The sequence below is a fragment of the Streptomyces sp. NBC_01298 genome (assembly GCF_035978755.1).
Taxonomy (GTDB): Bacteria; Actinomycetota; Actinomycetes; order Streptomycetales; family Streptomycetaceae; genus Streptomyces.
In genome coordinates this window covers 1451878-1464578 of sequence record NZ_CP108414.1, presented here as the reverse complement: position 1 = coordinate 1464578, position 12701 = coordinate 1451878, and the positions used below count along the sequence as shown (strand labels likewise).

The window sequence follows — 12701 nt, the reverse complement described above, 5'->3', positions numbered from 1 at the left end:
CTCGGGCGGCCGGTCAGCTACGGGCGAGGCGGTCCAGCTCGGCGGCGATGGAGGACACCATCAGCTCACGGGCGTGCGGCAGGGGCAGGCTGCCGCTGAGCCAGCGCGAGCTCAGCCCCTCCACCAGGGCGGTCAGCCGCTCGGCGGCACCGGAAAGGGCGGCGGCTCCGGCCATGGGGCGGACCTGCCCGAGCAGGTCGCCCACTTCCTGGATCCACACGCGGGTGGCGCCGGCGAGGTCTTCCCGCAGGTCGGGGTCGAACACCGCGCTGGCCCGCAGCTCTCCCCAGGCCGTGCTGTTCTCCCGCACCCCGGGGTCGTCCTGGAACTCCAGCAGGAGCGTCTGCTCCAGCTCGCCCAGGGCGTCGAGCGGCGGATCGCCGGGGTCCCGCTCGGTGGTGTACCGGCCGGCGCGGTCGTTGATGAACTCCAGGGTGGCGCGGAGGATCCCCGCGCGGTCCTTGAAGTGGTAGTAGATCAGAGCCGTGGACACACCCGCCTCGGCGGCGAGCTCCTCCACGCGCAGGCCGCGGACGCCGCGCCGGGCGATGACCCGCGCGGCGCCTTCCATGATTGCCGTTCGACGATCAGCCACGGTCCGACACCTTACCCGGAGGCTCCGGTCGCCTGCCCTGGCAGGTCGATCGCTTGCCCCGACAGGAGTTCGATGCGGACGGAGATCCGGGAGGGAAGCGCGGCGAGACCGTCTATCTGGGTCGGATCCATGCTGATGCGGAACCTCTCCAGGGCGTGCGCACCTGCCAGGGGGGAGACGTCAACGGTACCTTCCAGGCCGACCCTTCCCCAGAACCCGCAGTCGGTGAGGCGGGGAAAGGCGGGCGGCAGCGCGTCGATGATCTTCTGTGCGGTGGGGGCATCGAGGATGCTGTTCACGCTGAGACGGGTGACTTCCGGCAGGACCGTGTCGGAGGGCAGTGCGTCGAAGGAGGCCGCGTCCACAGTGAGCCGGGAGAGGGCCCTCAGCCCGGCGACCTCCCGCCAGTCTGCGGCCGTCACAGGACCGGAGAATCCGAGGGATTCGAGCTGCGGGAACCGGCCTACTCCGCTGAGTTCCGGCTCGAAGGAGGCGCCAGAGGCGTCGCTCGACATGGAGAGGTGTCGCAGGGGGGCGCCCGGATGGAGATCGCTCGGCGCCCAGCCCCAGCCACCTGTGCCGACGGCCGGGTCGCATTGGTGAGCGGTGAACGACGTGAGCCGCGTCTGGCCGGCCAGGAGCGACAGGGCGGGCAGGGTGCGATTCGAGAGCCTCAAGCTCGTCAGTGCGTGCCGGGAGAGGTACGAGGCGAGCACCTCCGCAGAGGGGCCGCTTCTGACGTCCAGGGATTCCACGGGCACGCCCAGCCGCTCCAGGAGGTGCAACTGCTCATCGGACGTTACGGTGTAGTTCAGTCCCTCCGGATTCAGCAGCGCGATGATCTCGTCCGCGTACTGGGCGGTGTCGAAGCGGGACCAGGACCACACGAGCTGGCTGCGGATCTCGAGCGGCGAGTCCCGTGCGGCGGCGTACCGTGCCAGGAAGGGCAGTGCGGCGTCGGATGCTACGTGGGACGCCGCGATGACCACGTTGCGCCCGTCCGCCGAATTGGCGGCGTTCGGGCCGGGCAGCAGGTCGAGGATCAGGGGACCCACCTCTGCCAAGGCGCGGGCCTCGTCCTCTCCGGCGGGCGGAATCAGACTGCTGGTGCGTTCCTCCACCGCCCCGCGGACCGCTGGCTCCAGCGTCGTGGCATGCTCCAGGCAGGCGGCGGCGACGAGGTAGACACGGCGGTCCTCGGTGCGGTCGCCGAGGCTCAGCATGTCCTCGAACAATGCCACCCGCTCGCGGGGCCTGGCCAGGGCGACCGCCATGCGGATGACGTCCTCCCACTGGTCGTCCGCGGCGCGTGCGGCTAGCAGGCCGAAGTCGCCCTCCTCCACCGCCGCCCGCGCGCCCAGGAAGTCCTGGAAGGTGCGGTGGACGAAGTGCACCGTGCCCGGGGTTGGTTCGCGGAGTAGGCCGCTGCGTTGGAGGAAGTGCTCGAAGACGGCAGGGGCGTCACCCAGGGCGGCTGCCTCGGGGACGGCGGGGAGGGCCCGGCCGATGATGGCCTCGGCCTGGGAGCGGTCCATCTCCGTACGGCCGTTCTTGATCAGCCAGTAGGCGAGCCGCTGGAGGAGTTCGAGCTGCGGCTCTTCCCGGAGGTCGGGGGCGTTCATGTCCCGTTCGCGGTCGCGGCGGCTGATCAGCATGGACAGGGCTGCCTCGTACAAGTCCTTCCGGCCGTGGGGGAGATAGCCCCGCCTGTCCCGGTGGAGTGCGCAGATCAGGCCGCACATGAGGGGATTGGTGGCCAGCCTGCCGAGGTCGGCCTTCGTGCGGACGGCGGTGAGCAGCTGCGTCTCGTACGCGTCGAGTTCGGCATCGGCATCGGACCCGTCGCGGGCGGCCGCGTGCCAGCGCTTGATGAAGGTGGCGGTGTCGGCGCGTCCCATGGAGGACAGGGCCAGTTCGCTGAACCCGTCCTCCGTGAGCCAGTCCTGGCCCACGGCCGACGGGCGCGAGGTGACCAGCCAGCGGTTGTCACCGTCGTACGTGTCGATGAGGTCCCGCAGCCAGCGGCGGGTCCGCTCCCGCTCCGGCTCCGGGACCTCGTCGATGCCGTCCACCAGGACCAGTCCCCGCCCCGCGGTGAGCACCCGGTGTTCCCATCCCGAGGGCTGGGAGCCGGCGAGGGGGCAGCCGGTCGCGGCGAGGAAGTCCTTCGGGGCCGGGAGTCGTTCGCCGTGGCGGGTGAGGGTGCGGAGCGGGAGCACGAAGGGGATCCGGCCCCGGAGGTACGCCGGCCGGTCCGGGCGGTCCTGCTGCGCGGCGGTGACCGCCAGCCACTGGACGAGCGTGGTCTTGCCCGAGCCGGCCTCGCCCCGCAGGAGCACGCGGGGAGTACGGCTCAGTGCCTGGTCCGCGGGCTGGGGTTCCAGGGTGCGCTGCACCGCGAGGAAATCCTCCGCGGTCTCGTAGGCGTCCCACGAGATCTCCGAGCGTCCGAGGGGCGCCGCCTCCAGGCTCAGGTACGCCACGTCCAGCGGCCAGCGCGTGGGTGAATTGCTCAGGTCGATGCCGTAGATGGTGAGCTTGGAGTGCTTCTTCGCCACGTACGGCAGGTACGTGGTCTCGAACGCGGCGTCCGCCGCGTCGGGGAGCGGGGTGCGGCGGATCAACTCATCCGTCTTCGACGTCAGTTCGGCGACCGCCCGGGTCTGGCCGACCAGTGCGTGCGCCGTGAAGGTCTTGCGCTGGGTGAAGAACTCCAGGATGTGCAGCGAGGCGACGCCGAGCAGGGCCTCGTAGAAGTGCGTGGCGTCGGCGGAGAGGTGGCGTTCCGGGCGGTCCGCCGCGCGGCGCAGTTCGCGGGCGAAGGCCTCCGGGCCGAGGCGGACGGCGTCCACGTCCGTGATCGTGAGGTCGCCCAGGGCGTGCAGGGTCGCGGCGAGGGCGTCGGTGACGGCTTCGCGCTCGTCCTCCGGGATCGGGCGTTCGCCCGTGCTCAGGGCCTGCTGGACGAGGGTGGCGGCCAGGGTGCGTACGTCGGACTCGGTGAGGGTGCGCTTCTCACCCTTGAAGGAGACGTACCCGGAGAGCCGGACCGGTTTGTCGACCAGCCCCGCCCCCGGGGCGTCGGTGACGAAGAACTTCCTGACGAGCGGGCCGATCACGGCCGACGCCAACTTGAGCCCGATGGTTGTGGGTTCCACGTGTGCCCCCCGTAGAGCTGTGCCGGTGCCGCCCGACGCGATTCTAGAGTGCGCCGTGCTCGGGCCGCCGGGAGAGCGGGCTACGGCATCATGGCTCCGGGATCGGGTGAGGGGGAGCGCGGTGGCACAGGACGAGGTGCGCGGCAGTGTCGTGGTGGCCGGGCGGTACCGCCTGGAGGACCGGCTGGGCCGGGGTGGGATGGGCACCGTCTGGCGGGCCACCGACGAACTGCTCGGGCGCCCGGTCGCCGTCAAGGAACTGCACGCGGGCGAGGGGGACGGGGACGGTGCGGCCGCGGGGGCGCTGCGCGAGGCGCGGGCCGTGGCGCACGTGCGGCACCCCCACATCGTCGTGGTCCATGACGTCGTCGAGCACCACGGGCGGCCCTGCATCGTCATGGAACTGGTCGACGGTGGTTCGCTCGCCGAGCTCATCTCCGCCGGGAAGACCCTCACCCCGGTCGAGACGGCCAGGACCGCCCTCGCACTGCTCGGCGCCCTGACCGCGGCGCACGGCCGGGGGGTGCTGCACCGGGACGTGAAGCCGGCCAACGTCCTCATGGAGGCGGGGACCGGCCGGGTGGTGCTCACGGACTTCGGCATCGCCCGGTTCTCCGGGGCCGCCACCATCAGCCAGACGGGCGCCTTCATCGGCTCGCCCGAGTACACCGCTCCCGAGCGGATGCGGGGAGCCGAGGCCGGACCGGCCGCCGACCTGTGGTCGCTCGGCACGCTCATGTGCGCCGCGCTGACCGGGGAGTCCCCCTTCCGCCGCGATTCACTGGGCGGCGTCATGCACGCCGTCGTCTCCGCGGAGATCCGCCCGCCCGCCCAGGCGGGGCCGCTGCTGCCGGTCATCCAGGGCCTGCTGGAACGCGACCCGGAGCGCAGGATGGCGGCGGCCGAGGCGGACCGGCTGCTGTCGGCGTACCTGGCCGGTGGAAGTCCGGCCGAGCCGATGGCCGTGCCGGCCGACCGCGGGCTGCCCGTACCCCCACCCGTACCCGCTCCCGCCGTAGCCGCTCCCGCCGTACCCGCTCCCGCCGTATCCGCGTCGGCGCCGGAGTCGGAGGGGCTGACGGCCCCGGCCGTGGCTCCGCGTCCGACGGCCAGGCAGCGTTTCGCCACCCGGCCGGGCCTGCGCCTCGCTCTGATCGTGGCCACCGCCGTCCTGGTGGCGGCCGGCGTGGTGGTGGGCGCCGACCGGCTGAACCCGCTGTCCGGAGCGAACGAAGCGGGGCGGGGGTCGCGGGGCGCGCCGGCGGTCCCCGGCGGCACCACGAGTCCGTCCGTGACGCCAGGTCCGTCCGTGACGGCGAGTCCGTCCGTGCCCCCGGGCCCTTCCCCGGCCCCGGGATCGAGCGAGCCGCCCGCCGGGTACCGGACGTTCGCCGATCCGCAGGGCTTCGCCATCGCCGTGCCTGCGGGGTACCAGCGGGCCACCGACGACCAACGGGTCTTCTACGTCTCCCCGGACGGGGCCTTCCGCATCGGGATCCGGGTGAAGATGCCGGTGCCCGGCGGTCCGCTCGGCGTGATGCGGCAGGCGCACGCGAACGGTCCCGACACCAATGCCGGTTATCGCGGCGGCACGGTCGTCTCGACGAGCCATCATGAACTCCCGGCCGTACTCTGGGAGTTCACCTGGAACGGCTTCGACCCGGCCCAGGGGGCCCGGCACACCTACGACCTCTGCTGGGACCAGAACGGCCGGATGTACGACATCTGGGTCTCCGCCCCGGTGGGTGAACTCGCCCAGGCCAAGCGCCACTTCGAGACCGCCGTGGCCACCTTCGTCCCCGGCGCGCCCGTCTCCGTCACCTCCTGACCACCTCCTCGTCCCGGTCAGGTGCGCAGCACCACCAGCCCGTCCCGCCCGTCCGCCGTCCGCAGGCTGCCCGGGACCAGCGGGGCGAAGGTGCGCGGGAGCGCCAGGCCCGGGGCCGTGTCGTCCTGCGGTGCGTCGAAGAGGTACGCGGCCTCCGCGGCGCTGTCGCTGACCAGGTGCGGCCCGTCCGCCCCGCCCGTGGTCCGCGTCAGCGGGGTCCGGAACATCCTGCGCAGCTGGCGCAGGGTCTCCGCCGTGACCGGTACCGGCATCGAGGCGGGTTCCGGCTCGGCCCGGGGCTCCGGCCCGTCCTCCCCGGCAGCACCCTCCGCCCCCGCGGTCTCCTCCGGAGAGTCCGCGCCGTCCGGGATCGCCCCCGCCAGCAGCAGCGCCAGGAGCACCGGAACCGCCTTGAGTCGGAGTGCCTCGGTGGCCCGGCCCAGCCGGTGCGCGTGCCCGCCGGGCAGGGACAGGGCGAGGCTGCCCGCCGCGTCTCCGAGCGCGAGGGGGACCGCCGCGCACACCACGCCGGGGGCGTATTCGCGCAGGTCGAAGACGGGCGCCCCGGGGGCCACCGCGTCGAGCGCGCTGAACAGGGCCCGGCTGTCGGTGATGGTCCGCTCGGTGAGCCGGGCGGGCCGGTGCCGGGCCACGTGGTCGGCGCGGCCGTCGTGGTCGAGCTGGCTCAGCAGGCACTTGCCCACCGCGCTGGCGTGCGCGGCGTCCCGGAAGTCCACCCACTCCCGTACCGGCGGGGCGCCCGGCCCGTCCGCCATCTGGGTGATCCGGACCTCCCCCTCCGCGTACCGGCTCAGGTACACGGCCGCGCCCGCGCTGTCCCGCGCCAGGGCCAGCGTGCGCTGCAACTGGCCCGCCAGGCCCCGGCCGCCCGGGGCGGCGAGCCGGTCGAGGGCCGGCCCGGGGGCGTAGACCCCGACGCCGGAGCGGTACGCGTACTCCTCCTCGCAGAGCATCGACAGCAGCGGGCCGAGCTCCGCCTCGGCCAGGCCGGCCTCCCGCGCGAGCCGCCCGGCCCGAACGCCGAGCGGCCGCCGCCGCAGGACCCGTACGACGGCCAGGGCGCGCCGCGCGGCCGCCAGGGCCTCGCCCCCGCCGGGCTGGACGACGGTCCCGCGGGCCGCCGCCGTCAGCGCGGGGTGGCGCAGCGGGCCCGAGCCCAGCCGGCCCGCCCCGGGCCGGGGCGGCCGCGGCGCGGCGGCCGGCACCGGCGGCCGGAACGCGTCCAGCGCCCCGGACACCCCGGGCCTCGGCAGCGGCACCGGGCCCAGGTCGGGGTCGTCGAGCTGGTCGACGTAGCGCAGGACGGCCGCCTGAGCGCACAGCCGTACCTCGCGGAGCTCCCGCCGCCCGCCCGGCCGGAAGCGGCGCCGGCCCAACTCCCGTGCCCAGAAGCGGGCGTCGTGGTGCTCGCCGCGTCGGGAGTGGTCGAGGAAGAGGCAGTACGCGGCGTGCGTGGTCCGGCTGCGCCCGGACCCGGCGGCGAACTGCCACCAGAACCGGGCCCCTTCGCGCAGCCCGGCCAGGTGCAGCAGACAGCCGAAGACCACGGCTCCGGGCAGGTCGGCGTGGCCGCCGCTCTCGAAGGAGTCGAGCCGCTCCCGGGCCTCCGTGGCGCACACGGAGGCCAGACAAGCGGCCTTGAGGTCGCGTCCGGCCCGCTCGGAGTCCAGGGGAAGATCGCGCAGCGGGTCGCTCCAGCCCGGCGTGCGGCGCCGGGCATGGGTGCCGCCGCGCCGGGGAGCCGGGGCGGGGCCCGGCCGGGGCGCCGCCGCGGTGGCGTCCGTACCCCGCAGCAGCCGGGCCTCCGCCGCGCCCAGGTCGTAGTGCGGATAGCGGTCGCGCACGCTGGCCCGGGCCAGGAACTGCTCCAGGGAGCGGGGGAGTCCGCCGTCCTCGCGGCGGGTTCCGCGGCTCGTGTTGCGGTTCATGACTCGGCCGCGGTGTCGAGCAGCCGGGCGAGCCGCCGCTGGGCCTGGCCGAGCTGCGAGCGGACCGTGGCCTCGTCCACACCCATGATCGCGGCGGCTTCGCCGGGGGTGCACTGGAGTCCGTACCGCAACAGCACGGCGTCGCGCTGCCGTTCGGCGAGCCGGGAGACGGCGGAGTAGAAGCGGATCGTGTCGGTGAGCACCTCGTACTGGTCGGCTTGCGCGTGGGCCTCCTTGAGCGCCGCTTCGAAGGCACTGGTGTCCGTGGGCTCCGGCCAGGGGCTGCGGCGGAACTGGCGGTCGACCAGCCGCCGTTTGAGGACGGTCCACGCGTAGGCGTCGAGCCGGTCCATGTGCAGCATCCGCAGCCATTCGCACATGATCGAGTCGAAGGCGGCGTCGACCGCTTCCTCGGCCGCCGCGTCCGAGCCCAGCTGCAGGAACGCGAACCGCATGTAGGCAGGGCGCCGGTCGGCGTGGAAGGCCCAGTACGACAGGCGCGCCGTCGCGTTCCACTGGCTCATGGGCGCCGGCCGCCGTCGTCGGCTCGGCAGACCCACGGCCCCGCCACCGGACTCCTCCGGAAGACCGCTGCCATCGCTCACCGCTCCACCCCATCCCGTGTGCGGGGCAAGGAAATCAGCGCGGGCGCACTCGGAGGGCGCAGAGACGAAAGCTGGGAGAATTACGTTCGGTGATGATCGCGCGTTGATCGATGTCGATCGCACGCACGCTCAACCAGCGCAAACGCATATGCCGTTCTCCTGTGCGTCCGTTTCGTTCCCCGCCGGAGAGCACGGCGTGTGACCATCCCAAGATTCACTCGTTTGTCGGAGCGTGGGTACAACACAGCGATTCGGCTCCACCGCCGTGGAGCAGGCCGAGGCCGTCCTCGTCGAGCACTACCCCCAACTGGTCCGGCTCGCCTACGTGACGCTCCCGGTCACCCTGGGCCGCCATACCCGGGTACTCCTCGCGCACAAGGCGGTCCAGCGAGCACTCCCGCGCGGCGGGCGCGGCAGTACCCAGGCTCCGGCCGGGCCCGACGGGCCGGGCGGCCCCCTGACCGAGGTCCGCGTACGGGTCCTGCGCGCGAGCCTGGCTCCGACCGGCCGGGCCCGCCTCGCCGCGGCCGGGCTCGGGTGGCCGCCGGTGCCGCCCTTCGTCTGGGGGCTGCGGCTGTGGCCCCCCGCGGGCGGGATCGACGAGCCCGCCCGGGTGCTGGGCACGGCGCCGGGGCCGGTCCGGGCCGCGTTCGTCCTGCACGGCATGGACGGCCTGCCCGAGGAGGCGGTGGCCCGGCTGCTCACCGCGGCCGGGGTGGCCGACCCGGCGGACGCCGTACGGGAGGCGCTGGCCGCCTGGCGGGAGTGGGAGGCCGCCGCCCCCGGGCGCTCGGAGGCGGGCCCGGGCGCCGGGCCGTGGGCACCGCCGCCGCGGCCCGCGACGGAGCCGGGGACGGTGCGCGGCGTTGCTCCGCCGCCGGGAGGCGGGGCGTGGGCCCGGCCGGCGGCGGGTGTGGCGGGTTCTACGGGCGATGCCGGCTTCCCCGGTGCCGGCCTCCGCGGGGCCGACCTCCGCGGGGCAGGCGGGAGCGCCGCTGGGGAAACGCTCCTGCGGAGCCCGGGCGGCGCCGAGTTCGACGCCGCCGTCGTCAGCGCCCGCCCCACCGACCTGCTGCGCCGGCGGCGCCGTGCCCGGGCCGGCTGGACCGCCCTGGTCGCCGTGGCCCTGGCCCTGGCCGCCGGGGCCCTCGCCGCCGACGGGTCGCCGCCCCGCCCCGAGGCCTCGCCGCTCGCCGGACCGGCCGTCGCCGGGGCACTGGACCCCGCCCGGCTGGTCCGCGTGCCCGCCGAGGCCTGGGCGGACACCGCCCGCGTCGATTTCACCGCCTGGCCCGCGCGCGGCGCCCGCACCGCCGACCGCGGTCTGCTCGCCCGGGCCCTGGCGGCCTGGGCCACCCGGCCCCGGGAGGTGGCGGTGACGGCCGCGCCGGGGACGGCCACCGACGCACCGCTGCGCGCGCCGCAGCTCCTGTACGCGGGGGACGTCGCCGGGCGGGCCGTCGTGCTGCTGCTCGACGGGGACCGGGTGGTTCGGTACGGCGAGCCCATCGAGGGCACAGCGGGCCCAGCGGGCCCAGCAGGCCCAGCGGGCCCGGCGGGGCCGCGCGAGCGGGAGCTCGCCTTCGCCCGTACCGACGAGGCGAACGTGACCACGGCCGCCGCGCTGGCCCTGAGCCGCTCCCCCGGGAACGGGGGCAGCACGGAAGGGGGCCGGGCCCGGTACCTGCTCGCGCCGTGGATCGCCCGGGCCGGCACCCGCGACCTGCTCCGGACGGGGGAGGGGACCAAGCCGCTGGCCGTCTCCGCCGACGGGGTCACCGAGGAGACCGCGGTCCCGCGTACGGCCGGCGGCGGCGACGGCTTGGGCGGCGACGGCGGAGCCTGCGCCTCCTGGCCCGTGCTCGAGCTGACCTCCTCCGCCCGGATCGTGGAGAAGCACGCCTTCGTCCTCGCGGACCTGGGCGCGCTGACCCCCGTACACCTGACCTACACGCCGCTGCCCGACGGCCCGGCGGCGGTGGCGGCGCGCCAGCCGCGCGAGGCCACCGGCCCGGCGGCCCGGGCGGCGTGGGCGCCGGTCGCCTGCCGGCTGCGGGAGTACCGCGCCGGCGGCGTACGGGCCGTCAACATCTGGGACTTCGCCGGCTCCGAACTCCCCGACGGCGCGGGCCGGGCCGTCTGGACGTGCACCCGTGCCTCCGGCTGGGCCGGTCCGGGTGACGTCCTGGTGCAGTTGCGCCTGCCGGCCGGAGCTCCGCAGGACGTGGCACGGTCCCGCGGGACCGCCGCGTGCGGGCGGTTCGGGCAGCACCTGCTCGCGGGCACCCGGTGGAGGTCGCCGGCCGGCCGCTGGTACCTGCTGGCGGCCGGCAGCCGCGAGGTCGCGGGCATCACGGCGGCCGGCTCCGTCCGCGCGGAGGCGGCCGGCCGGACCCTGACCGTCCCCGTGGCCGGTCCGCAGGGTCCCGCGGCCACCCTGACGGGCAGGCTCGCGAGCGGCGCCCGGATCACCGCGATCGACGGTGCCCGGGGCGGCCGCGACTGACCCCGCGTCGTTCCGGTCGTCCTCCGGGGCACCGTCCGCGGCCGCCGCGGACGGTGCCCCACCGGCGGTGGACGGCGGTTCGGGGGCTGCCCGGCCCGCTGTACCATGGCCGCAGCGCGAGGGCCGTGACGGAGTGGTCACAGTCCTCGCTTTTGCTTTGCACCCATCAGTTTTGCGCTGTACCCCCAGTCCACCCCGAAGAAATGCGGCGCGTGGCGTTTCGGCGGTTCGATACGATGAACCGCACGTCACGTCGTACCGGCATATACGAAATGGAGCATCCGAGGATGGCTCGACACCTGATCACCAGCGCGCTTCCCTATATCAACGGGATCAAGCACCTGGGCAACATGGTCGGGTCGATGCTTCCGGCGGATGTGTACTCCCGGTACCTCCGCCAGCGCGGCCACGACATCCTCTACATCTGCGCCACCGACGAGCACGGCACCCCCGCCGAGCTCGCCGCGAAGGCGGCCGGCCTCTCGGTCGCCGAGTTCTGCGCGCAGGCCCACGACGCCCAGAAGGCGGTCTACGACGGCTTCGAGCTGTCCTTCGACTACTTCGGCCGCAGCTCCTCGGAGCAGAACCGCGAGATCACCCAGCACTTCGCGCGCCGGCTCCAGGCGAACGGCTTCATCGAGGAGCGCGCGATCCGGCAGGTCTTCTCGCCGGTCGACGACCGCTTCCTGCCGGACCGCTACGTGGAGGGCACCTGCCCGCACTGCGGCTACGACAAGGCCCGCGGCGACCAGTGCGAGAACTGCACCCGTGTCCTGGACCCCACGGACCTGATCGAGCCCCGCTCGGCCATCTCCGGCTCCACCGAGCTGGAGGTCCGCGAGACCAAGCACCTCTTCCTCCTCCAGTCCAAGCTGCAGGTCGAGGTCGAGGCCTGGGTCGCGGAGCACGAGGAGGAGTGGCCGCAGCTGGCGTCCTCCATCGCCCGCAAGTGGCTGACCGAGGGCCTGCACGACCGCGCCATCACGCGCGACCTGGACTGGGGCGTCCCGGTCCCGGCCGACACGTGGCCCGAACTGGCCGCGGACGGCAAGGTGTTCTACGTCTGGTTCGACGCGCCGATCGAGTACATCGCCTCCACCAAGGAGTGGGCGGACGCCGATCCGGCGAACCGCGACTACAAGTCCTGGTGGTACGAGGCCGAGGACGTCCGCTACACCCAGTTCATGGCCAAGGACAACGTCCCGTTCCACACGGTGATGTTCCCCGCCACCGAGCTCGGCGTCCGCGAGCCGTGGAAGATGGTCGACTACGTCAAGGCCTTCAACTGGCTGACGTACTACGGCGGCAAGTTCTCCACCTCGCAGAAGCGCGGCGTCTTCACCGACCAGGCGCTGGAGATCCTTCCGGCCGACTTCTGGCGCTACTTCCTCATCGCCAACGCCCCCGAGTCCGACGACTCCTCCTTCACGTGGGAGCACTTCGCCGCCACGGTGAACAAGGACCTCGGCGGCACGCTGGGCAACTTCGTCAACCGCGTACTGACCTTCTCCCGCAAGAAGTTCGGCGACGAGGTTCCCGCCGGCAGCCCCGCGGGCGAGGTCGAGGCCAAGCTGGGCGCGCAGATCGCCGAGCTGCTGGCCGAGTACGAGGTCCACATGGACGCGCTCCAGTACCGCAAGGCCGCGGCCGCGCTGCGCGCCCTGTGGTCCGCCGGAAACGCGTACCTGGACGAGAAGGCGCCCTGGACGGAGGTCAAGACCGACCTGGACGGCGCGGCCCTCACCCTGCGCACGGCGATGAACCTCATCCACCTCTACTCGGTGGTCTCCGAGCCGTTCATCCCGGCCTCGGCGCGCGCCATGCGCTCCTCGTTCGACCTGGCCGACGACACGGCGACGTGGATCACCCCGGAGCAGGCCGCGTCCCTCGACGCGGTTCCGGCGGGCACGCCGTTCACGGTTCCGGCGGTGCTCTTCCCGAGGATCACCGAAGAGGACCTGGAGTCGTACCGCGAGCGCTTCGGCGGCAACCCGGAGGCCTAGCCTTCCCGGCCTCGCAGGCGGCCACGCACGGCAGCAACCGCGCAGGGCGCGACCCCA

The 12701-nt window shown here is 74.2% G+C and carries 6 protein-coding genes and 1 pseudogene; 3 read left to right on the top strand and 4 right to left on the bottom strand.

The genetic code is table 11. The annotated features are described in order from the left end of the window. Window positions 1-13 precede the first annotated feature (13 nt). The gene (locus OG730_RS06710; RefSeq protein WP_327303330.1) at window positions 14-595 is read right to left on the bottom strand and encodes a TetR/AcrR family transcriptional regulator; all 582 of its coding nucleotides are present in this window, start codon (window positions 593-595) and stop codon (window positions 14-16) included. An 11-nt stretch (window positions 596-606) separates the two neighbouring features. Next, window positions 607-3753: an NACHT domain-containing protein gene (locus OG730_RS06705; protein ID WP_327303329.1), complete on the bottom strand. Its 3147-nt coding sequence runs from the start codon at window positions 3751-3753 to the stop codon at window positions 607-609. A 121-nt stretch (window positions 3754-3874) separates the two neighbouring features. On the opposite strand from OG730_RS06705, the gene OG730_RS06700 reads away from it, so the two are divergent. Next, window positions 3875-5581 (top strand): serine/threonine-protein kinase, encoded by a 1707-nt coding sequence (locus OG730_RS06700; RefSeq protein WP_327303328.1) that lies wholly within the window; start codon window positions 3875-3877, stop codon window positions 5579-5581. A gap of 380 nt (window positions 5582-5961) precedes the next feature. On the opposite strand, the pseudogene OG730_RS44240 reads toward OG730_RS06700, so the two are convergent. Further along, a pseudogene (locus tag OG730_RS44240) lies at window positions 5962-6681 on the bottom strand (IclR family transcriptional regulator domain-containing protein); the annotation flags it as partial. 845 nt (window positions 6682-7526) lie between these two features. Further along, window positions 7527-8054 (bottom strand): RNA polymerase sigma factor, encoded by a 528-nt coding sequence (locus OG730_RS06690; RefSeq protein WP_327303326.1) that lies wholly within the window; start codon window positions 8052-8054, stop codon window positions 7527-7529. Window positions 8055-8367: 313 nt separating this feature from the next. Between OG730_RS06690 and OG730_RS06685 the strand changes: the two genes are divergently transcribed. Both OG730_RS06685 and metG read left to right on the top strand, forming a co-directional pair. Then, a complete protein-coding gene (locus OG730_RS06685) occupies window positions 8368-10641 on the top strand; it encodes a hypothetical protein (RefSeq protein ID WP_327303325.1) in 2274 nt (757 codons plus the stop codon). Window positions 10642-10928: 287 nt separating this feature from the next. Further along, window positions 10929-12644, top strand: coding sequence for a methionine--tRNA ligase (metG, locus tag OG730_RS06680; RefSeq protein ID WP_327303324.1), 1716 nt, complete (start codon window positions 10929-10931; stop codon window positions 12642-12644). Window positions 12645-12701: the final 57 nt, after the last annotated feature.